The organism is Blautia hydrogenotrophica DSM 10507 (genome assembly GCF_034356035.1).
In the GTDB taxonomy this organism is placed as follows: Bacteria; Bacillota; Clostridia; order Lachnospirales; family Lachnospiraceae; genus Blautia_A; species Blautia_A hydrogenotrophica.
Map to the genome: position 1 here is coordinate 2885662 of NZ_CP136423.1, position 21317 is coordinate 2906978.

General features: G+C 46.6%; 14 protein-coding genes and 2 tRNA genes. 4 read left to right on the forward strand and 12 right to left on the reverse strand.

Going from position 1 to position 21317, the window contains the following annotated elements; all coding sequences use genetic code 11:
* Nucleotides 1–57: 57 nt before the first annotated feature.
* Nucleotides 58–2682 (reverse strand): DUF7507 domain-containing protein, encoded by a 2625-nt coding sequence (locus BLHYD_RS13895; RefSeq protein WP_021845038.1) that lies wholly within the window; start codon nucleotides 2680–2682, stop codon nucleotides 58–60.
* Between the two features lie 948 nt (nucleotides 2683–3630).
* Here BLHYD_RS13895 and arcC point away from each other — a divergent pair.
* Nucleotides 3631–4563 carry a carbamate kinase gene (arcC, locus tag BLHYD_RS13900; protein ID WP_005950043.1) on the forward strand — a complete coding sequence of 311 codons (933 nt, stop codon included), beginning with the start codon at nucleotides 3631–3633 and terminating at the stop codon, nucleotides 4561–4563.
* A gap of 211 nt (nucleotides 4564–4774) precedes the next feature.
* Here the strand turns inward: arcC and glpK are convergent, their stop codons facing one another.
* The 4 genes from glpK to BLHYD_RS13920 form a co-directional block, all read right to left on the reverse strand.
* Nucleotides 4775–6271 carry a glycerol kinase GlpK gene (gene glpK, locus BLHYD_RS13905; RefSeq protein WP_005950041.1) on the reverse strand — a complete coding sequence of 499 codons (1497 nt, stop codon included), beginning with the start codon at nucleotides 6269–6271 and terminating at the stop codon, nucleotides 4775–4777.
* A gap of 47 nt (nucleotides 6272–6318) precedes the next feature.
* Nucleotides 6319–7155 carry an undecaprenyl-diphosphate phosphatase gene (locus BLHYD_RS13910; protein ID WP_005950040.1) on the reverse strand — a complete coding sequence of 279 codons (837 nt, stop codon included), beginning with the start codon at nucleotides 7153–7155 and terminating at the stop codon, nucleotides 6319–6321.
* Nucleotides 7156–7397: 242 nt separating this feature from the next.
* Nucleotides 7398–10604: a carbamoyl-phosphate synthase large subunit gene (gene carB, locus BLHYD_RS13915; RefSeq protein WP_005950037.1), complete on the reverse strand. Its 3207-nt coding sequence runs from the start codon at nucleotides 10602–10604 to the stop codon at nucleotides 7398–7400.
* Nucleotides 10604–11677, reverse strand: a complete 1074-nt coding sequence (locus tag BLHYD_RS13920; protein WP_005950035.1) for a carbamoyl phosphate synthase small subunit — start codon at nucleotides 11675–11677, stop codon at nucleotides 10604–10606. The genes carB and BLHYD_RS13920 overlap by 1 nt, the downstream gene beginning before the upstream one ends.
* Before the next feature lie 415 nt (nucleotides 11678–12092).
* Between BLHYD_RS13920 and BLHYD_RS13925 the strand changes: the two genes are divergently transcribed.
* From BLHYD_RS13925 to BLHYD_RS13935, 3 genes are all read left to right on the forward strand, one after another.
* Complete coding sequence (locus tag BLHYD_RS13925; RefSeq protein ID WP_021845036.1) at nucleotides 12093–12374, forward strand: hypothetical protein; 282 nt, start codon at nucleotides 12093–12095, stop codon at nucleotides 12372–12374.
* 275 nt (nucleotides 12375–12649) lie between these two features.
* Nucleotides 12650–12733: transfer RNA gene (locus BLHYD_RS13930), tRNA-Leu, on the forward strand.
* Between the two features lie 115 nt (nucleotides 12734–12848).
* Nucleotides 12849–12932, forward strand: a tRNA-Leu gene (locus tag BLHYD_RS13935).
* Between the two features lie 103 nt (nucleotides 12933–13035).
* Here the strand turns inward: BLHYD_RS13935 and BLHYD_RS13940 are convergent.
* From BLHYD_RS13940 to BLHYD_RS13970, 7 genes are all read right to left on the reverse strand, one after another.
* On the reverse strand, nucleotides 13036–13506 hold the full coding sequence (locus tag BLHYD_RS13940) for a signal peptidase II (RefSeq protein WP_005950030.1): 471 nt from the start codon (nucleotides 13504–13506) through the stop codon (nucleotides 13036–13038).
* Nucleotides 13507–13509: 3 nt separating this feature from the next.
* Nucleotides 13510–13986 carry a hypothetical protein gene (locus BLHYD_RS13945; protein WP_005950028.1) on the reverse strand — a complete coding sequence of 159 codons (477 nt, stop codon included), beginning with the start codon at nucleotides 13984–13986 and terminating at the stop codon, nucleotides 13510–13512.
* A 17-nt stretch (nucleotides 13987–14003) separates the two neighbouring features.
* Nucleotides 14004–15437, reverse strand: coding sequence for an ATP-dependent Clp protease ATP-binding subunit ClpX (gene clpX, locus BLHYD_RS13950; RefSeq protein WP_005950026.1), 1434 nt, complete (start codon nucleotides 15435–15437; stop codon nucleotides 14004–14006).
* Between the two features lie 219 nt (nucleotides 15438–15656).
* Complete coding sequence (locus BLHYD_RS13955; RefSeq protein WP_005950025.1) at nucleotides 15657–17264, reverse strand: S1C family serine protease; 1608 nt, start codon at nucleotides 17262–17264, stop codon at nucleotides 15657–15659.
* 83 nt (nucleotides 17265–17347) lie between these two features.
* Nucleotides 17348–18280, reverse strand: a complete 933-nt coding sequence (locus BLHYD_RS13960; protein WP_040350730.1) for a glycosyltransferase family 2 protein — start codon at nucleotides 18278–18280, stop codon at nucleotides 17348–17350.
* A gap of 137 nt (nucleotides 18281–18417) precedes the next feature.
* The gene (locus BLHYD_RS13965) at nucleotides 18418–19806 is read right to left on the reverse strand and encodes an LCP family protein (RefSeq protein ID WP_005950021.1); all 1389 of its coding nucleotides are present in this window, start codon (nucleotides 19804–19806) and stop codon (nucleotides 18418–18420) included.
* Between the two features lie 19 nt (nucleotides 19807–19825).
* Nucleotides 19826–21232, reverse strand: coding sequence for an undecaprenyl-phosphate glucose phosphotransferase (locus BLHYD_RS13970; protein WP_021845031.1), 1407 nt, complete (start codon nucleotides 21230–21232; stop codon nucleotides 19826–19828).
* Nucleotides 21233–21317 lie beyond the last annotated feature (85 nt).

Sequence of the window (21317 nt, forward strand, 5' to 3'; positions counted from 1 at the left end):
GGGGCCAAAATACCTTTTGACCCCAACTGATTCTTATATAGGATAGCACACCTGCCTTTACTTTTCAACTTTCCGATTCTTCACACGCAAAAAGATTCCTGCCAGTGCAACAGCCGAACCCATGGCCAAGACCGCAAAAAGCTCTGCTCTGGAATCATCCTGCGTCTTCACCGGAGATGCCTTCTTTTCCCCGGAGGCAGTGGTTCCCGTGCCGGAATTTTGTTTTTCCACCTTAGGCGTCGCCGTGGGAATCGGTTTCTCTGAAATTTTCACTTCTGCCTGACTCTCTTTGGGCTGCGAACCCTCCACAGACACCACGGCCATATTCACCAAAGTAGAATCCTTAAAATCCTCGGGCAAGGTTACTTCCGCTCTTAACACCAGTTCTTCCCCTGGAGCCACTGCTTCCACATAAGCCTGATTCTTTTCCTCATTCAATGAGACACCTTCCTGCTCCTCGAATACAGCCTGGACTCCTTCTACTGTAAATTTGTCTGTGGTAACTACCGACCGAAGTGTCTGCTCTCCTGTATTAGTGATCGTGATCTCATAATGAATCGTATCTCCCGCGCTCGCATGTGTCTTGTCCGCGGTCTTTTTCACGGTGTAATCCAAAACTGCCGGTTCCACTTCCACCGACGCCTCTGCCTCCCTCACAAGTGTTTCTTCTGGACTCTCCGGATTTACAGCCATCGCAGTCAATTTATTGGTCAGGGTTCCCTTTGCAGTCTCCGGAATCTGCGCGCGCACTTCCAACACCACGGTCTCTCCTCTCGGCAGCAGCTTCACCACAGCCCGGGCTCCATCTTCGCCCACTTCCACCCCTTCCTGTCCCAAAAAACGCACAGAAATCTCCTGTTCAGGGTAGACATCCGTCAGAGACACATTTTCCAAATCCCAGCCCCCTGTGTTTGTCAAAGTCACTTTGTACAAAACATCCTGTCCGGCCTTGACCTGTTTCTGAAGCGCCTCTTTTTGAACCGTATAGTCTATCTTATTGGGACATACCTTCAGTTCCGGTGAACTGGCCATCACCTTTTGTGTCACCTGATTCTCGTCCTCATAAGTCACATAGGCACCAGTTCCGTCCACATCCTTAGACAGCGGTTCATCCTGGTTCGTCTCGTACAGAGTCGGTTCCTGTACCTCTCGATAGGCTTCTCTTAGAACCACTGGAATTCTGAAATTCTCTTGGTCATCTTCTCCCATCTCTTTCGTGACAGGAAAAGTAATCCGGGTGATCGTATCCTCTTCCCCTCTCTGATTCACAATGCCGACACTCTCAACTTTACTGCCCATGGGCAATTCCCCTTCTTTTACCTTCCAGTACTCAGAGACATAGTCCGTCACCTGGACTTTCACCGCCTTCCAGCATAGGTCGGAATATACTGCTTTAAATATACTCCCGATATCCTGCATCTCTTCCTGTCTGGTATCAATATAGTACTCCTCTCCTGAGCTGAGAGCCTCAATAAATTCCTGACTGTCTGTGTCGTTTCCCATATCGGACCCGTAACCAATTCCATAAATCGGAACCTGCTCTTTTAAGACCGTCGCATCTTCCAACGCCCACTGCGAAAACTGACTGTACCAGGAGCTATCCTCTTCTGCCATTCCATAGCTGTGACTGTCCAAAAGTCCTAAGTCTGCACTTCCGTCTGCATGAGAGTAGCCTGCGGTCGTAGTTCCATCTGTAAATAAAATAACAAACGTGTTCTCTTTATTCTCCAATTCCTCTACTGCATCTAAAGCTCCCAATACCGCCGCTTCATGGTTCGTCCCATTGTTCTGGGCAGGCAGTACGGCTTCTTTATTTAAGTATTCTTTTTCTGTCAGAAAATCTCTTGCCTCTTCTTTCGACTGTGTCCATCCATTGATATAATATCCGCCGATGAACACAATGGGACAGATCATGGGCTGCATATCCTCAAACACCGCATCCAAAAATTGAGCATACCCTTCCTCCAAGTGCTCCATACGACTTTTCTCACATTGCCACCGTTCTGTTTTTCCACTGTAATAGTGCCAGGTTGTCCGATTCTCAAAAATTTTAGTCTCTCCCACAGGCAAATAAATTCCCCCATGGTCAATCGTGTGACTGAAACGTCTCAGCTTAGTTCCCTCTTCTACTCCCGTCAGCAACGTCTGATCATCTGTCACATAGATAATCTTCCATCCACTGATATTGTCATAGGGAAGCCTGTCACTTCTATCTTCCTGCCCGCATACCAGCCTGCATTTCCCCTCAGGGTCCACAGACTCTGGCAAGGACAAAAAAAGCTGATCTGGGCTTTCCTCTCCCAGCTTCCGGTAGGTTTCTTCATCCGGCAAAGTCTCCTTGATCTCTTCCCAGATCTCCTTGCTGTTCTCCATCGCGGACAGTGTATGTCCTATCACCAGTTTTGTATGGCCGGGGGTGTCGCAGTAATTCATAGACGCTGTCACATCCAAAACAGGAACAATGTTCACCGGCTTTTGCTTCTCGGTATAACTTTGCATTCCTTTTACTGTCAAATCAATTTCAGCCTCATAGGCTCTCTCATCCGTCCAATGAGCGGTCTTTTCCAAAACCACCTCCTGAGAAGGCCCGTCTGCATATGCCGCCGCTGCCGGCAGGCACTGCAGGACCATGAATGCCGCCACGCATGCCGCGGCTATCTTTCTTTTTACGATTTTCCTCATATTTTCTGTTTTCTCCTTCATTTTGCTGACAACAAGTTACCTCCTGCATACAGACATAGGCATCCCTCCTTAGGCATGGCCTCCTGGCACCTCTTTGTTTTGCGCAAAAAGTAGCCGGGCACATTTCAAGACTCGCTCGCGAGCTTTAGCGCGGGATTTGGGTCGGCATTAGCCCACATCATTCATCTCTGAATCCCTGCGCATCCTCGCGGAGCGTTTATCAGATGGGGGAATGACACCTGCCACTGATGTTAATTTCTTGCTCGCCTTCTATAGAGGCGGGAGTCTTCTCCATCTGATAGGTTCTTTGGTATTTCTTGGAAAATTTGGCCGAAAGGCCTTGAATTGAGACCAGACAAAACACCTATGTGTTTTGCTGTCTTGCGGAACCGGCAATAAATCCAGAAGTCTTCGCCGTTTATATCTCCGCGTAAATAAGAATCGACAGAATCGAAGAAATTGGTTCTGCCTGACTTTATTATAGCATTCCGTTTTTTCCGGAACAAGTCAAATTCATTTTCCTATTCTTTTTTTAACATTTATTTATATTTTTTCTTTTTCTTTTAGAAAACGGTCAAACTTTAGCCATATTTCTTAGATATAATAAGTCTCGGATAGATGAATAACCACTCTCTATCTCCCCCCTCAAAAAAAGTTACAACCCCTGCGAAAGCGGGGGTTGTTTCTTTTTATAGGAAAGATCTTGTGAAAGGTCTTTCCTATAACAGAAACGCTCCGCTAAGGATGTGCACACCGCAATAAGGCAATTCGTCGCAAAGCGGTGTTGCGGCGGCGCAAAGTGAGCTACGCCCCTCAAGGCTTGATGAGATAGGGCGTTGAAATGGGCTTGCCCACTTTGTTCGGGAAAGATTTTCTTGCATCCCAAAGACAAACCTCCTATAATAAAGATATTCAACAGAACATAAAAAAATAAGAGAGGTTTTTCATATGAGTCAGAAAATTGTGGTCGTTGCCCTGGGACATCGGGCTTTGGGCAATACCTTACCGGAACAAAAGCAGGCAGTCACAGAATCTGCCAAAGCAATTGCAGACCTGGTGGAACTGGGTGCCAAAGTCGTGATCTCCCACAGCAACGCGCCTCAGGTGGGAATGATTCACACCGCTATGAATGAATTTGGAAAAGCCCACCCTGACTATACATTTGCTCCGATGTCTGTCTGCTCCGCCATGAGCCAGGGGTACATCGGATATGATCTGCAAAATGCCATCCGCGCTGAATTAATCGGCCGGGGCATATACAAAACAGTCAGCACCATTCTCACACAGGTAGTCATCGACCCTTATGACGATGCCTTTGCAGATCCTGAAAAAATCATCGGGCGCTATCTGACCGCCCAGGAGGCCGAGGAGGAGGAAAAGAAAGGAAACTTTGTCACCGAGATACCGGGGAAAGGTTATCGTCGGATTGTGGCAGCCCCTAAGCCTCAGGCTATTGTAGAGCTTGACGCGATTCGCGCGCTCGTGTGGGCAGGCCAGGTCGTGATCGCCTGTGGCGGCGGCGGAATCCCTGTTCTCGAGCAGGGCGCACAGCTTCGCGGAGCCAGTGCTGTTATTGAAAAAGATCTTACCAGCGGCCTGCTGGCGGAAAAACTGGATGCCGATCAGCTTTTGATTCTGACCAGCGTACAAAAAGTCAGCCTCAATCTTCAGACCCCGCAGGAGGTCTATCTGGATAAAATTTCCGTGGAAGAAGCCAAAAAGCATATGGCCGCAAACCAGTTTGCTCCCGGTTCCATGCTGCCGAAATTTGAAGCCGGCGTCTCTTTCGTAGAAAAAGGAGAAGGCCGTAAAGCTGTCATCACCGATATTCCCCATGCCAAAGACGGCTATTTGGGAAAAACGGGCACAATTATAGCATAAGCCCCTTAAACAAAGTTCTTATTAAAAAATCCTGCAAGCAGGATTCTCCGCCTGCGTCGGGGCGCAAAGCGTTATCTTCCACTCCGCCGCAGTGCAATCCATACGGAGCATTTATGTAATAGGAAAGTACTTTCACACATCATCGTGACAAATTTCTCCTATTATATAAAAAACCGGTGATCTTGGAATCATTTCCAAGACCACCGGTTTTCTATTCTTCTGCCCATCCCCGGACACAGGCAACTGCCTTGTCCCATCTTCTGAGCAATTTCACTCTCTTTGCCTCTTCCATGGACGGCAAAAAGCATTTCTCCTGGCTCCAGTTCTTTTCCACCTGGACCGCATCAGGCCAAAATCCCGTAGCAAGCCCTGCCAGATAGGCGGCCCCTAAAGCTGTCGTCTCAATACAGCTTGGCCTCACTACCTGTGAATTCAAAATATCCGCCTGAAACTGCATCAAGAAATCATTGGCGCTAGCACCTCCGTCCACCTTCAACGCATTCAGGCGAACTCCCGCATCCTGCTCCATCGCCTGAATGACATCATGCACCTGATAGGCCAAAGATTCCACAGTAGCCCGTACCAGATGGGCTCTGCTGGCTCCCCGTGTCAGGCCCAACACTGCACCTCTGGCATACTGGTCCCAGTAAGGAGCTCCCAGCCCTGTAAAAGCCGGAACCACGTAAACACCGCCGCAGTCTTCCACCTCGCGACAATAACGTTCTGACTCCGCTGCACTCTCAATAATCCTGATCTCATCCCGCAGCCATTGAATCGCCGCTCCTGCCACAAACACACTGCCTTCTAGAGCATATCCCGGTGAACCATCCGGTTGAACCGCCATGGTAGTCAACAGCCCACTTTGCGAACTGACTGCCTGATCTGCTGTATTCATCAGCAAAAAACAGCCGGTCCCATAAGTGTTTTTCACATCCCCTGAGTTGAAGCAGCACTGTCCGAATAGTGCAGACTGTTGATCGCCTGCCGCGCCTGCAATCGGAATTTTCCCACCCATAATCTTCTCGCTGGAATATCCATAGATGCAGCTGGAAGGCTTCACCTGAGGCATCATCGAGATAGGAATTTCCAAAAGTTGCAGTAGTTCCTCATCCCACTGCTTTTTATGAATGTCGTACAGCATGGTCCTGGACGCATTGGTGTAATCTGTCACATGGACCTTCCCCTTGGTCAAATTCCAGATCAGCCAGGTATCCACCGTACCAAAGAGGAGCTCTCCTCTTTCAGCCCTCTGTCTGGCCCCAGGCACATGTTCCAAAATCCACTGAATCTTAGTACCAGAAAAATAGGCGTCCGGAATCAACCCTGTCTTCTGTCTGATCAACGGGCCATAACCTTTCCGGTTCAACTCATCAACCTTGTCAGCAGTTCTCCTGCACTGCCAGACAATTGCCCGATACACCGGTTCTCCCGTCCCTTTGTCCCACACGACTGTCGTCTCCCTCTGGTTAGTGATTCCTATCGCCGCCACGTCGGAGGCGTCCGCCCCGATTTTGCTCATGGCCTCCGTAGCCACACTGATCTGTGTAGCCCAAATCTCCATGGGATCATGCTCCACCCATCCGCTATGGGGATAGTACTGCGGAAACTCCCGCTGCGCGATACTACAGATTTTGCCCTGCCGATCAAACAAAATACACCTGGAACTGGTCGTCCCCTGATCCAATGCCATCACATAGCGCTTCTCCATGTCTTCGCCTCCTCTTTATTCACGTATCTTCTATCCTTTTTCAGATTTCAGATATAGGTTTTCCCCACAAAGTATCCCAAAACCACAATACCCAGGACAATTCGATACCATCCAAAGGCTTTGAAGTCATGTTTCTTGATATATCCGATCAAAAACTTGATCGCCAAAATAGATACGAAAAAGGCTACCGCCATTCCCAGAAGCAAAATAGTGATCTCTGTACCAGTGAAATCAAAACCGAATTTGACCACCTTCAAAAGACTCGCTCCAAACATGACTGGAATTCCCAAAAAGAATGTGAACTCCGCCACTACAGTTCTGGAAACACCGATCAGGATTCCTCCGATGATGGTGGAACCAGATCTGGAAGTTCCGGGTACCACAGCCAGCACCTGGAAAAGCCCGATCAACAGGGCAGTCTTCACACTCATCTCTTTTAGCGATGTGCAGGTAGGAGTTCTCTTCTTATTATAGTTCTCGATGATAATAAAGAGAATCCCATAGACGATCAACATCATAGCCACAACCACATAGTTGTTGAATTTTTCTTCGATAAAATCGTTGAAAGGAGAGATGCAGATCGCAGGCAGGCAGGCAAGGACAATCTTTCCCCAGAGAATCCATTTATCCTTGCTTTTGAGCACCTCACCATTTCCTTCCCAGGTACAAAAAGGCCATAACTTTTTAAAATACAAAACCACAACTGCCAAAATCGCCCCCAACTGTATCACAACCAAAAACATCTGCATAAATGCATCGCTGACATTCAGCTTGATAAACTCGTCGGCTAAGATCAGATGTCCCGTGCTGCTGATCGGAAGCCACTCTGTAATTCCCTCGATAATTCCCAGAATTACCACTTTAAAAAATTCAATGATACTCATATTTCCTCCTCTTAGATAATTATATAAAAAAGAATCCTGCCACGCAGGATTCTCCGCCTGCGACGGGTTGCATCAACAACATTTTCGTCTCCGCCGCTGTGCGATCCTACGGAGTATTTGTGCTATAGGAAAGGACTTTCACGCATTAGCATGACAAGTTTTTCCTGTAACACCAAAACAAGCTGCCGCGGCACTATCCTTGCACACAGCAGCTTATCAAATTTGCTTACAAGAGCCGCCAACTATCTTCCCGCGATCTGCGCCACATCAATCAAAGTCAAATTGTGCAGATCTGTATTCTCTAAACTTGTCACCAAAGCGTTCGCCGTATCCAAAGAAGTCAATACATTCACACCCGTCTCTATCGCATTTCTACGAATCAAAAATCCATCCTTTGAATGCTCTACTCCCTGAGGCGGTGTGTCGATAATCAAATCAATTTTATGTCCCAGAATCAAGTCCATCAGGTTCGGCGACGGCTGTTCTAGTTTATTTGTCCGTATTACCTTCACACCATGTTCTTTCAGCACTTTTGCTGTGCTTCTGGTGGCAAAAATTTTATATCCCAAGGCGGAGAATCTTTTCGCAATCGCCACTACCTCCGGCTTGTCCTCATCTTTTACGGTGATAATCATGTTTTTATGCCTCGGCAAGCGCACTCCCGCTCCTAAAAACGCTTTGTAAAGCGCTTCGTTAAAGCTAGAGGCAATTCCGAGACACTCACCGGTGGATTTCATCTCTGGCCCTAGGCTGATATCAGCTCCACGGATTTTTTCGAAGGAGAACACCGGCATCTTAATCGCATAATATTCTGCCTCTGGCTGAAGTCCTGGCTCATAGCCCAGATCTCTTAATTTGTATCCCAAAATCACCTTTGTCGCCAACGGAACAATAGGAATTCCCGTCACTTTGCTGATATAGGGCACAGTACGGCTAGATCTAGGATTCACCTCGATCACGTAGACCTCCTCCCCGCATACAATAAACTGTATGTTAATCATACCGATCACATGCAAAGATTTGGCTAAGCGGCGTGTGTATTCCTCAATCGTCTTTTTCGCAGTCTCACTGATAGTCTGAGCTGGGTACACAGAAATACTGTCACCAGAGTGAATTCCCGCCCGCTCAATATGCTCCATAATCCCAGGAATCAAAATTTCCTCCCCGTCGCAGACTGCATCCACTTCGATCTCTTTTCCCATCAGATATTTATCCACCAAAATCGGATGCTCCTGGGCAATTCGATTGATAATCCCGATAAATTCTTCCACATCCTGATCGTTGATAGCGATCTGCATTCCCTGGCCGCCTAGTACATAGGAAGGCCGGACCAAAACCGGATACCCCAGCTCATTGGCTGCCTTTTTCGCCTCCTCAGCCGTATACACGGTATGACCCTTTGGCCGCGGAATCTCACACTCTTCCAGAATCTGATCAAACAGTTCTCTGTCCTCTGCTGCATCCACATTCTCGGCAGAGGTTCCCAGAATCTTCACCCCCATCCTGATCAGCGCCTCGGTCAGTTTAATCGCTGTCTGACCACCAAACTGCACCACCGCTCCGTCTGGCTTTTCGATGTTGACAATATTCTCCACATCCTCCGGGGTCAGAGGCTCAAAATACAATTTGTCCGCAATGTCAAAATCCGTACTCACAGTCTCCGGGTTGTTGTTCACAATGATCGTCTCGTAGCCTTCCTTGGCAAACGCCCAGGTACAGTGCACAGAGCAAAAATCAAACTCGATGCCTTGGCCGATTCGAATCGGTCCCGAGCCTAAAACCAGGACCTTCTTCTTGTTTTTCGTCTCAAATGCTTCATTCTCCCCGCCGTACACAGAATAATAATACGGGGTCTCTGCCGCAAATTCCGCCGCACACGTGTCCACCATCTTATAGGCAGCCACGATGCCTGCATCTAGACGCTGCTTTTTGACTTCCTCTTCCGTCCTGCCACTCAGCTTTCCAATCAGGTAGTCCGGAAATTCCAGGCGCTTCGCCTCTCTGAGAAGTTCTTCTGTCAGAGGCTGCGTACGAAGAGCCGCTTCCATCTCTGTCAGAATTGCGATTTTATCAATAAACCATAAATCAATTCTTGTAATCTCATGAATTTTCTCCTGCGGAATTCTCCTGCGAACTGCTTCCGCAATCACCCAGATTCGCCTGTCGTCCACAACCTCCAACTGTCTTAGGAGTTCCTCTTCGGTCAGTGCTGTAAAATCGTAGGAAAGAAGACTATCCACATGCTGTTCCAGAGAGCGAATCGCTTTCATCAGCGCTCCCTCGAAATTATTGCAGATACTCATGACCTCTCCTGTCGCCTTCATCTGAGTCGTCAGCGTTCTCTTTGCACTGATAAATTTGTCAAAGGGCAGCCTGGGAATTTTCACCACGCAATAGTCCAGCATCGGCTCAAAGCTGGCATAGGTCTTCCCAGTAATCGCATTCTTGATCTCGTCTAAGGTATAGCCCAGCGCGATCTTAGCAGCCACCTTCGCGATGGGATATCCCGTCGCTTTAGACGCCAGAGCAGAAGAACGGCTCACACGGGGGTTTACCTCGATGACACAATATTCAAAGCTCTCTGGATGGAGAGCGTATTGCACATTACAGCCGCCTGTGATTCCCAGCTCCGTGATGATATTCAGCGCAGAAGTACGCAGCATCTGATACTCCTTATCTCCCAAAGTCTGAGACGGAGCTACAACGATACTGTCACCTGTATGCACACCCACCGGGTCGATGTTCTCCATATTACATACTGTGATGCAGTTTCCAGCACTGTCCCGCATCACCTCATACTCGATCTCTTTCCAACCGGCGATGCACCGCTCTACCAGCACCTCTCCCACACGAGACAGACGCAGCCCATTTTCCAGAATTTCCCTCAGCTCAAACTCATTGTTCGCGATGCCTCCGCCGCTGCCGCCCAGAGTATAAGCCGGGCGCAATACCACCGGATAACCAATCGAATTGGTGAATTCCACACCTTCCTGAACGGTAGTCACCACCTTAGAGGCAGCCACGGGCTCTCCGATTTTCTCCATGGTATCTTTGAATTCCTGACGATCTTCCGCTTTCTTGATCGTCTCTGAGGTCGTACCAATCAGGCGCACATGGTGTTCTCGCAGAAATCCAGCCTCTTCCAGTTCCATTGCCAGATTCAAGCCTGCCTGTCCTCCCAGTGTAGGAAGCACGCTATCCGGTTTTTCTTTGAGAATCAACTGCTCTACAACTTCCACCGTCAGCGGTTCAATGTAAACCTTGTCCGCAATGTCTTTGTCTGTCATGATCGTGGCAGGATTGGAGTTCAGCAAAACGACTTCCAACCCTTCTTCCTTCAAAGAGCGGCAGGCCTGAGTTCCCGCATAGTCAAATTCTGCCGCCTGCCCGATGATAATAGGTCCGGAGCCAATCACTAAGACTTTCTTTATGCTGTTATCTCTCGGCATTACTTTGTACCTCCCATCATCTCAATAAAACGCTCAAACAGATAGCTGGAATCCTGCGGCCCCGGACAGGCCTCCGGGTGGAACTGAACCGTAAAAATATTCTTTCCTATATATTCTAGCCCCTCGTTCGTCTGATCATTGACATTTACAAAGGCCGGTCTAGCCACCCTCTCATCCAACGTTTCTGTGTCAACCACGTATCCATGATTTTGGGAGGAAATATAGACTCTGCCAGTCTTTAAATCCTTCACCGGATGATTTCCTCCCCGGTGGCCATACTTCATCTTATGGGTATCTGCCCCAGTGGCCAACGCCATCAACTGATGTCCCAGACAGATTGCAAAAATCGGAACCTGGGAGTCATAAAGTTTTTTCACCTCTTGTATAATAGAAGTACACTCTTTGGGGTCCCCGGGCCCATTAGAGAGCATAATTCCATCCGGTTGATCTGCCAAAATCTCTTCCGCCGTGGTCAGTGCCGGATAAATCGTCACCTGGCATCCTCTCTCATTCAGTGATCTGGCGATATTTCTCTTTGCTCCAAAATCCATCAGGGCCACCTTCGGTCCCTTTCCTGGAAGCACTTTTTTCTCTCGACAGGTCACTTTTTCGACTACTTTTCCTGTTCTGTATTTTTGTAAACGGGGAATAATATCATCTAAATCAAAGTTTTCATTGACAGTAATCATGCCATTCATCGTACCCTTTTCTCTCAATATCTTGGTGAGAGCTCTGGTATCAATCCCACAGATACCTGGAATGTCATGTTTTTCTAAGAAATGCTGAATTGTGTCCACACTGCGGAAGTTACTGGGAATTCTGGACAATTCCCGAACGATATATCCATCAATCCATGGCCGATTCGATTCTTGATCTTCGTAACAAATGCCATAGTTTCCAATCAACGGATACGTCATACAGACCGCCTGCCCTGCATAGGAAGGGTCTGTCATCACTTCCAGATAGCCCGTCATGGAAGTGTTAAACACGATCTCACTGATCACTTCCCGCGCAGAACCAATACTGGTACCCGAAAAAACATGTCCGTCTTCTAATATGAGGAATGCTTTCATACAATCTTCCTTTCTCTGTTAATTATCAGTTCATATCCCATAATCTTACAAAGTGTATCACAAGAGCATTTATTTTTCAACTGTAAACTTCTTTCGTTTTTTGTGTCAAGTAACTATTCAGCCATGCGGCTGATAAGAACAAAAATCCGAAGCAAGCTTGCTTGCAGAGGAGTTTTGCTCTTGTCAGACATATGGCGCTTAACCATAAGTGAGGATTTCACCGCATATGCGGCGATATAAGCTGCACAGCAGCTAATCCGAGCTGTTATGGCTGAATAGTTACTGTACCAATAGTTTTCCAAAATCAAGCATGGAAATTCCCCTTAAAATCTGTTATGCTGTTCTCAAGAAAAAGAAAATGCATCTTCACAATAATTGTATTTCTTCGTTATTATAGTATATTGGAGGTATCTCTATGGCACTGTGGTTTATCTTTCTGATAACAAATTTTATCATTCCAGTATTTATCGTCATCCGCGGGCGCAGGCTCTCGTCCAAAAGTCCTAAAACAATATCAGGCCAGATCTGGAAGCTTACCGGTTATATGCTGCTTCCGGCTACCCTGATTATCTCCTTTTTGTCCCTTTTCCGCCCCACTGTCACGCAGATTATTCTCACCTCCTGTGTTCTGCTGATGCAGATCATTATCTTAATTTTTCTGAACATATCTGCAAAAAAGCTGTCGGAAAAGAAATAGTACCTTGTTAGGTTAGTTACAGTTCAATCATACAGTGTACGGGAAGCATAAAACATACTTGTATGTTTTTGCGAGCGAACATCTGTATGAGCTGAGCGCCTTGTCATGAGTAAAACGGTAGCATCAGCCACGATAAGCACGCAGTGCGTTTTTACGAATGGCGCTGGCTGAACTGTTACATTTCTCCTTCAATTTTTTCGAATTTTCTCTTGACTTCTTCTCGAAATAGAGGTATTATAGTCAAGCAGTCGAGAGCGATTGTAACAATAGGAAATGCAGGAGTGGCGGAATTGGCAGACGCGCAGGCTTCAGGTGCCTGTGGTCGCAAGATCGTGTGGGTTCAAGTCCCATCTCCTGCATTCTTTTTTATTTTACGGAATGCAGACAGATATTTTTTTCAATTTTCTCTTGACTTTTGTCAAAATCTGAGGTATTATAGTCAAGCAGTCATGAGTGACTGTAACAATAGGAAATGCAGGAGTGGCGGAATTGGCAGACGCGCAGGCTTCAGGTGCCTGTGGTCGCAAGATCGTGTGGGTTCAAGTCCCATCTCCTGCATTCTTTTTTTATTTTACGGAAAAGACCTACCCCGCCTCTCAAAAAAACTGCAACGCATCGAAATTCTATAAATAGTTTCCGATGCGTTGCAGTTTTCTTGATTTCATATTTCTTTTCGGCCCGTTTTGAGCAGACACGAAAGTCCACAGATCAGTACTCCCGCAAAAACACAAAAGTCCGATAAATTAAACACAAGCTTTTTCAGCTTCTTGTTTTTCACGGAAAAACTCAGATAATCTGTCACATACCCTTTTCTTAGTCTCTCCCAACAGTTGTTCAATCCGCCGCCTGTCAGCAGGCACAGCCCTAATTTCGTCAGCTTCTCCCCTCTAACGGCCAGCTTCTTCAAAAATTCCCAGATTACACCTGAGAGCACAAAGAAAGACAGACCTTTATTCAGCTTCGGATAGTTTTTCAAAAAGCCAAGAGCTGCTCCCTCATTGTGATAATTGCGCAGGATCATCCTGCCGCCAAGTATTGCTTCTTCCTCTCCTTGAAGCCTGTGACTGTTGGTATAATCCTTTAAGCCATAATCCACCCCAAATATCCCCAAAGCAAGCAACAAAAACTTCATAGGCTACTCCTGCTCCGACTCTTTTGTCTCATCAGCCTTCTCCTGTGTCTCCTCGCCCGTCTTATCTGTCTCGTCCGTAAACTCATCTTCCGCCTCTGAGCAGTCAGAATCCTCCTCACAGTGCGCCCCACAGTAACTGCAATAGCTGGCAGCTCTATCTATAGAACGTCCGCAGGCAGGACAGATTTTGCAGCCTTTCCGCCGCGCAATTTCTTCCTCATACCTGGCCAGCATTACTTTATGACCTGTGATCTTATCACAGAGCTCCTCGACCTCTAAATCCATTGTCTCACCTTTCACATGGCGATGATAAATCAGATCTCCTAAGTCTTCCAGACTCTTTTTGATCTGACGTTTCTCTCCCGCTGACCTGCTATAAAATTTTTGAAGCTCCACAAGATCATCGGCCTTTTCTCCTATCATCTTCGCCGTACGTCCAAGGGTCTCCCCCAATTCTTCAAAAATACGATCTTTTCCCATAAAAAACCTCCGTTTTTCTAAGAATGTGCCTCCAGTTGCGGTATCTCTTGACCTCTCAGAAGAATTCTTGGTCCTCCATTTCCCTCAATATACTCTCGAGTAATAATTACCTGACCAATACTGTCATCCTTTGGAATCTCATACATGATATCCAGCATATATTCTTCAAGAATTGCTCGAAGCGCCCTAGCACCAGTGTGCTTCTCCAGCGCTTTTTTTGCAATCGCTTCCAGCGCTCCGTCATCAAATTCCAACCTGACCTCATCTAAAGCCAAAAGCTTCTGATACTGCTTCAAAATAGCGTTTTTAGGTTCTTTAAGAATCTTCACCATCATCTCCTGCGTCAGTCCGCTCAGAGTAAAAATAATCGGAAGGCGGCCAATAAACTCTGGAATCATCCCAAAACTTCTCAGATCCTCCACTGTCACCTTCTCCAAAATCTTATTGTCCCTGTCGTATTTATCCTTCAAATCGGCCCCAAATCCCATGGAAGCCTGTTTGTTCAACCTTTCTTTGATGACATTCTCCAGCTCTGGAAAAGCCCCTCCGCAGATGAATAGAATATTCCTGGTGTTGACTGTGGTCAAAGGCACCATAGCATTTTTGCTGTTCGCCCCTACCGGTACCTCTACTTCACTTCCCTCCAACAATTTTAACAATCCCTGCTGAACAGACTCGCCACTGACATCCCTTTGGTTCGTGTTTTTCTTCTTTGCCAGCTTATCAATCTCATCGATAAAAATAATTCCCTGTTCTGCTTTCTCCACATCGTTGTCTGCCGCAGCTAAAAGCTTAGAAACAACACTTTCGATATCGTCGCCGATATAGCCCGCCTCTGTCAGAGAAGTGGCATCCGCAATGGCCAGCGGGACATCCAGTAGTTTTGCCAAGGTCTTGACCAGGTAAGTTTTTCCGCAGCCTGTCGGACCGATCATCAGCATATTCGACTTTTCAATCTCAATCTCGTCCATGGTGTCTGTCGCCACCCTTTTATAATGATTGTAAACCGCCACTGAAATAACCTTCTTAGCGTGCTCCTGTCCTATGACATAGTCGTCCAGAGTCGCCTTGATCTTGTGCGGGGCCGGTATGCTGCGGATATCCAGAACTTTCTTGGGTTCCTTTTTTTTCGAGCGCTTTTTGATTTTCTGACTGTTTGGAATCTGATTTTGAAGACTGTTCAAATCGATCATACTGATATTCGGCATATGATTCATCAAATCCTGATAGTTCAGATTTCCCTGATTCATCGTGTCGAAGCTTTTCTGCATACACTCTGTACAAATATGTATATGATTGGGCAAATCAATCATCTGCCCGGCCACGCTCTCTGGTCTTCTACAGAGAAAGCATATTTTCTCGTACTCATCGTCAGAGCCCGATGAAGCCTCTGCCTCGCTCTTCACAAGCCCCTCCGCCGTCTTATCTTTTTTATCAAAATCGTCTGACATATTTCTTCCTCTCTTTCAGATGCCGTCTTACTTCTTCGCAGACCGCCAACTCTTTGTAAATATTATTTACTCATTATAACATACTATAGTATAGACTACCAATAAACTTTTTATGAACCCCCTAAAAGCAAAGGCTCTCTTCCCACCACAATGAAAAGAAAGCCTAAACTCAAATTCCTATTCGTCTCTTTGGGAAAGAAATTCTTCCCATCAGCTTTATCACTCTTTCGGTTTTTCTTCTAGAGTCACTTTTAAGGTCATCTCTTTGTACTCCCCACTATCACTTCTCTGCACAATTACTTCTATGGTCTCTCCAGCCTTGTAGTACTGAAGCTTATCCATAAGCTCTGCTCTAGTGGTCATGGTCTGTCCCTCGATCTCTGTGATGATGTCCCCCTTTTTCATTCCAGCTTTCTCCGCAGCCGTGTCCTCAATCACCGCTGAGACGAAGACACCCTGAGGCATATCGTACATCTGAATCATCTCGCTAGAAATATCCAAAGGCTGTATCCCCATATATCCCATCTCATCGGCATCCACCACGTCCCTAGTCTCTTGGGCCATGAGTTTATCCAGAATGGGGGCCGCCGTGGTGATTGGTATGGCAAAGCCCATCCCTTCCACCGTGCTGTCCACAAATTTCGCCGAATTAATTCCGATCAATTCTCCTTTCATATTCAGAAGCGCACCGCCGCTGTTTCCAGGATTGATTGCCGCGTCTGTCTGTATCAGTGAAGAACCACTCTGGTCAATCGTGCGGTCCAAAGCACTGACATAGCCACTCGTCACAGACTGGCCATAACCCATGGCATTTCCGATAGCCACCACTTGCTCACCGACCACCAGGTTTTCCGCGTCTCCTTGCTGTGCGATTTTGATTTCACTCATGGTCTTTGCCGGAATGTCGCTTTTTTTCACTGCGATCACGGCGAGATCATTGGCAGCATCCATTCCTTTCGTCTTCGCTGCGACCGCGTTTTCTGTGTCCAGCCCTTCGTTAGACATTTGCTGCTGTGTCTCATCCGGGTTCATGACCTCATCTCCTATGAAGCAGACGCTTAAATTGTTCGCTCCCTCCACGACATGGTTATTCGTGGCAATTAAAAGCTCCGTATCGTTCTCTCCCACAATAATCCCAGAGCCGCTGCTGACAGAGTCATATTCCTGACTTCCAAATCCAAAAAAGTTCGGCAGTTCCTGCACGCTCACTGCGGTAATCGCAACTACGGAAGGCATCGCACTCTTTGCCACATCTGCCACTGTATAAGCCGAACCGGCAGAAAGTTCTGAGGCAGAGCTGCTGTCGTCACTCCCACTATCCACAGTCTCTGTATGAGACAACTCTGAGGAATTATTCTGCGGAAAGAAATGATCTGTCAGCCTGTTGACTCCCTGAAATACCCCGCCGGCGATCAATCCAAAAATGACGGCTAGTGTGATCGTCATTCCAAATTTCTTCCCATTTCCTTTTTTTCTGTTTTCTGGCGGCGCCGGAGGCTTTGGCACACTCATTCTGCCTGTATATCTGGGATATTCCTGATACGTTCCATATCGATCCTGCCCAGCCGAGGAAGCACCTCTATATCCAGTCTTCCCATAAGACTCCCGATTTGAGTTTTCCCCTTTTCTATAACTGTAATGATAGGTAACATTCTTGCTTTCCTGTGCTGCATCAGGTTTTTTAGATTCCGTTCTGTTCTCCTGATTCACCTGATAATGTTCACTGCTTTGACCTTCGTGATCTTGACTTCCGTCATTTTTCTCAATTTTCTCGTCTTTCTCTCCATTCCAGCGATATTCATCACTCATGGCTCTTCCCTCCATCATGAAATCTTCTCCATTGCCGCACACTGCGATAACGTAAGTATAACAATTAATTGTGTAGAATATGTGACCATTTTAGGATAATTTCAGTTCTCTTCTTTTTGCTCCCAGTAAGATCTGTTCATAGTGCAAAATTTTATGAACCACATAGGAAAACAGCGATAGCGTTTTCCCAAAAAATATCCAGCATATTTAAATGCACTCTGAAAAAACAGCTCCGCGAGAAGCCACGGCTTTCTCTCCTTTATCAAAAACTTCGCGGTCTTCTTCACCAGAGCAATCCCCTCTCCCTCAGAAGATACTCCCTGAAAAATATCCGGTCTGCATGCCTGAGACACCCCCATATCAAAATTCCTGTGAAACTGCTGCCCACAGCTGTAGTTATGGGAGTGTATCACTCTCGCGTCTGCGCAGTAAGCAATCCGATATCCCTTCTTCACCAGTGCTGCCGCATAGTACATATCTTCATTGAAAATCGCCGATTTCTCAAAACCGCCCATCTTCTCATAAATCCTCCGGTCATAGGCTGCGCACACATTAGAACAGAAATAAGTCTTAATGCCCAGCCGGGGCAGATCTTCTATCCCCTTCGTCAGGGGCTGTTCAGGATAATTGAACTGTCTCGTAAAACGCTCTATCAGATGGCAATTCTTTGCCGGAAGCTGCCTGGCATAGGACACTTGGGCCTTCTCCTCAATCAATGGCCGCAAAATCTCCTCCACCAGCTTAGAATCTGCCGGCATAGCATCCTGAGTCATATAAATCATATAGTCGCTTTTGCAATCCTCGGCAGCCCGTGCTCTCGTCCCTCCATGATCAAACTCCTTCTTCTCAATATGGTGCACTCGAAGCTTCGGGTATCTCTTCTCCCAGTCCTTATTCCAAAATTCCTCCTGGGTGTTCATTACCAAAATCCCGGAGATCGGATATGTCTGTCTCTCCAATCGGTTTAAAAGCTCTTCAAATACTTTTCCTGGTTTGTAGGTGGGAATGATAATATCTACTGTAGGTTTCTCCATCATCTTCTCCTGACTCTCTCATAGCTATCTTCTCAGTGCTTTCGATATAGGGAAAAAGCCAGTTACAGCAGGCTTTGAGACTCTCGCCCCCAAGACCCTGTCTGAACCAGCTTTCCGCAATCAACTATTTTCTCCGTCTATTCCATCTCTTCACTGGATGACTCCTCAATGCCTCCGGTATCCCCGCTGCCTTCATAGTCTCCAGTATCTCCGCCTCCATTGTCTGTGTAGCCGCTGTCATAATTGGTATCCCCACTGTCATAATCCGAATAACCGCTGTCGTAATCTTCCCCGTCATAATCAGAGTAGCCACTGTCATAACTGCTGTCATAGCCAGAATAATCCGTAGAATAATCAGAGGTATAATCCGTAACAGGCTCGGACGAATAGCTATCTTCCGACGTCGCTGTCACCGAATCAGATGTCTCAGTAACTGTGCCGCCCGCAATTCCACTGATTGTTTCACTGCGCTTCTTCACATCTTCGGATACCTGATAGTTCTTCTCTCCAAACAAAAATTCATGCAGTTTCGTAACATTCTTCTCCAGAGTATTCGGTACTACGATATCTCCCTTGGAAGTATGGTTCATCTCCGTATGCTCGAATGGAAAACCTGAAGTATCATCAAACTTATACGACAGCATTCCTGCTCCCATATTAAAGATCTCCTGTTGAGTCAAAGAAGTCTGAACCATTGGAAATACCTTATCCATAATAGAAGAAAGGGTAGTCAGACTGGATTTCTTCGCCTTATCGGCGATCATCTGCAACACTAACCTTTGACGTTCCGTTCTCTTAAAGTCAAGCCCTGCTGTATAGCGGATACGGCAGTAGGAAGTTGCCTGTACACCGTTTAGGTGATACGTACCTACAATTTCTGTGTCCGCCTTGGTTCCCTCCGGCTTCACCTCCGGTTTCTCAATCGGTGTGTAGGATTTTCCAGTGGCCTCAGAGGTCTCCACACAGTAATTGTTCATATGCTCGATCTCATTATAGCTCAAAGGAATATCCAGCCCTCCAAGCTCATCAATCACTGTAACCAAAGCACTGAAATCCACCGTCGCATAGTCCGTAATGTTCAAGTCCAGGTTTGTGTTTAGCATGGAAATCGCCGCCTCAGGGCCTCCTGTGGCATAGGCTGCGTTACACTTCTGATAGGTGTCATCGCCGATATCCAGCAAGGTATCTCGATATAGAGACACCAATTTCACCTCTTTGGTGTCATTATTGATGCTAGCTATCATAATTGTATCACTGTTTTGATTGTCTGCGAACTGTGACCCCTCCGGCCTGCTGTCTAGGCCAAACAGTGCTAGATTTGTGTATCCGGTCAGCGTCGTATTGCTTTCCACTGCATTGTTGATCTGAACTTTGTTCATGTCTAAGGTATCGTTCTCGATTTTATTCAGTTTGGAATTTACAAAGCTGTATGCAGCCAGCGCACCAATCAAAAGTACTAAAACTACAATCTCAATCACAAAAATGATCTTACCTGCTTTGCTTCGTCTCTTTCTCGCTTTCGCCATGATCTTTCCCCTTAGTTTTTTAATACGCGTTTTTGTTTACAAAACCTTTGAATATCGTCAAAAACATGATTTTGATATCAAATCCAATGGTCCAATTCTCAATGTAATACAAATCGTAATCTATTCTCTTTCGTATGGATGTATCTCCCCGATAGCCATTCACCTGAGCCCATCCTGTCAGGCCCGGCCGAACCTGATGCTTCACCATATAACGCGGAATCTCTTCTCTAAACTTCTCCACGAAGAACGGCCGTTCTGGGCGCGGTCCCACCAGACTCATATCGCCCTTGAGAATATTAAACAACTGCGGAAGCTCATCTATACTGGTACGCCGCATAAACTTTCCCACCCCGGTGACCCGTGGGTCATTTTTCACAGTCCAAGCCTTCTTCTCCTCCTGTTCCGGCTGAACCTCCATGGAGCGGAATTTATACATCCAAAAATTCTTGTTGTGCAGACCTACTCGTTCCTGCTTATAGATCAGAGGTCCCGGTGAACTCAATTTTATCGCCACACAGGCCAAAAGCATAACCGGTGATGCAACGATAATCCCAAAAATCGAACCTGCAATATCCATCAGCCGTTTGACCATCGCATTGAACGTATTGGTCAGAGGCACATATCGGATATTGATCACCGGAAGCCCTAGAATGTCTTCGGTATACGGCTTTGTCGGTATAATGTTATTATAATCAGGAATAAACTTGGTATGCACACCGGATTTTTCACACAGAGCAACGATTTCTTCCAGACGGTAATATTCGTTCAATCCCAAAGTGATTGCAATCTCATCCAGAGAGCTGTTGGGAAGAATCACCATCAGATTCGCAATCCGTCCAAGGACTTTGACTCCTTTGTAGGTTGTGCCTGCCGGCACACTGTCATCTAAGATACCACGGATAATATAGCCCCACTGAGGATTCGCTATGACACGATCTATATACTCCTCCGCCGCGCGGCTGTACCCCACCAGAATCATATGTTTCTGGTTCAGTCCCCGTTTGCGGATATCCCGTAAGATGTACCGAATCGCCATACGGGCAGCCGCCTCGGCCGCCACATTGATACACACAAAAATGTAAATCATCAGACGGGAGAAATCATTTTCTTTTAGCATATACAAGGCAAACATTATCAGAAGAACGCCAAGGGCGTTGGCCTTTACAATGTTAGCCAGCTCCAGACGCCTTCCCTGCACCCTCTTTGGAGAATACAGATTAAATGCCTGATATAAAATCAAAAATCCAGGAACAATAAACACCAGCGCGAACATATAACGTTCGAAGGGTAGAATCCCGATTAACGACGGCCCCGTCAGCTGATCGTAAAAACGAATCAACCATGCAAGCAAATAGGAAGCCGCGATAACAAAAGCATCAATCACCACATGCATACGATTGAAGTGCTTTTGATTGTCTTTAATCAATGTTTATCACCCCTATTACTTCTTTTTAACATTTCTACTATATACTAGTTGCCCCCAAAAGGCAACAAAATATTCACCTTTTCCC

Coding starts and splice junctions, on each gene's coding strand:
- BLHYD_RS13920 (WP_005950035.1), bottom strand. CDS start 11,677: ATGAAAGCATTCCTCATATTAGAAGACGGACATGTTTTTTCGGGTACC.
- clpX (WP_005950026.1), bottom strand. CDS start 15,437: ATGTCAGACGATTTTGATAAAAAAGATAAGACGGCGGAGGGGCTTGTG.
- BLHYD_RS13925 (WP_021845036.1), top strand. CDS start 12,093: ATGGCACTGTGGTTTATCTTTCTGATAACAAATTTTATCATTCCAGTA.
- BLHYD_RS13965 (WP_005950021.1), bottom strand. CDS start 19,806: ATGGCGAAAGCGAGAAAGAGACGAAGCAAAGCAGGTAAGATCATTTTT.
- carB (WP_005950037.1), bottom strand. CDS start 10,604: ATGCCGAGAGATAACAGCATAAAGAAAGTCTTAGTGATTGGCTCCGGA.
- BLHYD_RS13895 (WP_021845038.1), bottom strand. CDS start 2,682: ATGAGGAAAATCGTAAAAAGAAAGATAGCCGCGGCATGCGTGGCGGCA.
- BLHYD_RS13910 (WP_005950040.1), bottom strand. CDS start 7,155: ATGAGTATCATTGAATTTTTTAAAGTGGTAATTCTGGGAATTATCGAG.
- BLHYD_RS13940 (WP_005950030.1), bottom strand. CDS start 13,506: ATGAAGTTTTTGTTGCTTGCTTTGGGGATATTTGGGGTGGATTATGGC.
- BLHYD_RS13955 (WP_005950025.1), bottom strand. CDS start 17,264: ATGATGGAGGGAAGAGCCATGAGTGATGAATATCGCTGGAATGGAGAG.
- glpK (WP_005950041.1), bottom strand. CDS start 6,271: ATGGAGAAGCGCTATGTGATGGCATTGGATCAGGGGACGACCAGTTCC.
- BLHYD_RS13945 (WP_005950028.1), bottom strand. CDS start 13,986: ATGGGAAAAGATCGTATTTTTGAAGAATTGGGGGAGACCCTTGGACGT.
- arcC (WP_005950043.1), top strand. CDS start 3,631: ATGAGTCAGAAAATTGTGGTCGTTGCCCTGGGACATCGGGCTTTGGGC.
- BLHYD_RS13960 (WP_040350730.1), bottom strand. CDS start 18,280: ATGGAGAAACCTACAGTAGATATTATCATTCCCACCTACAAACCAGGA.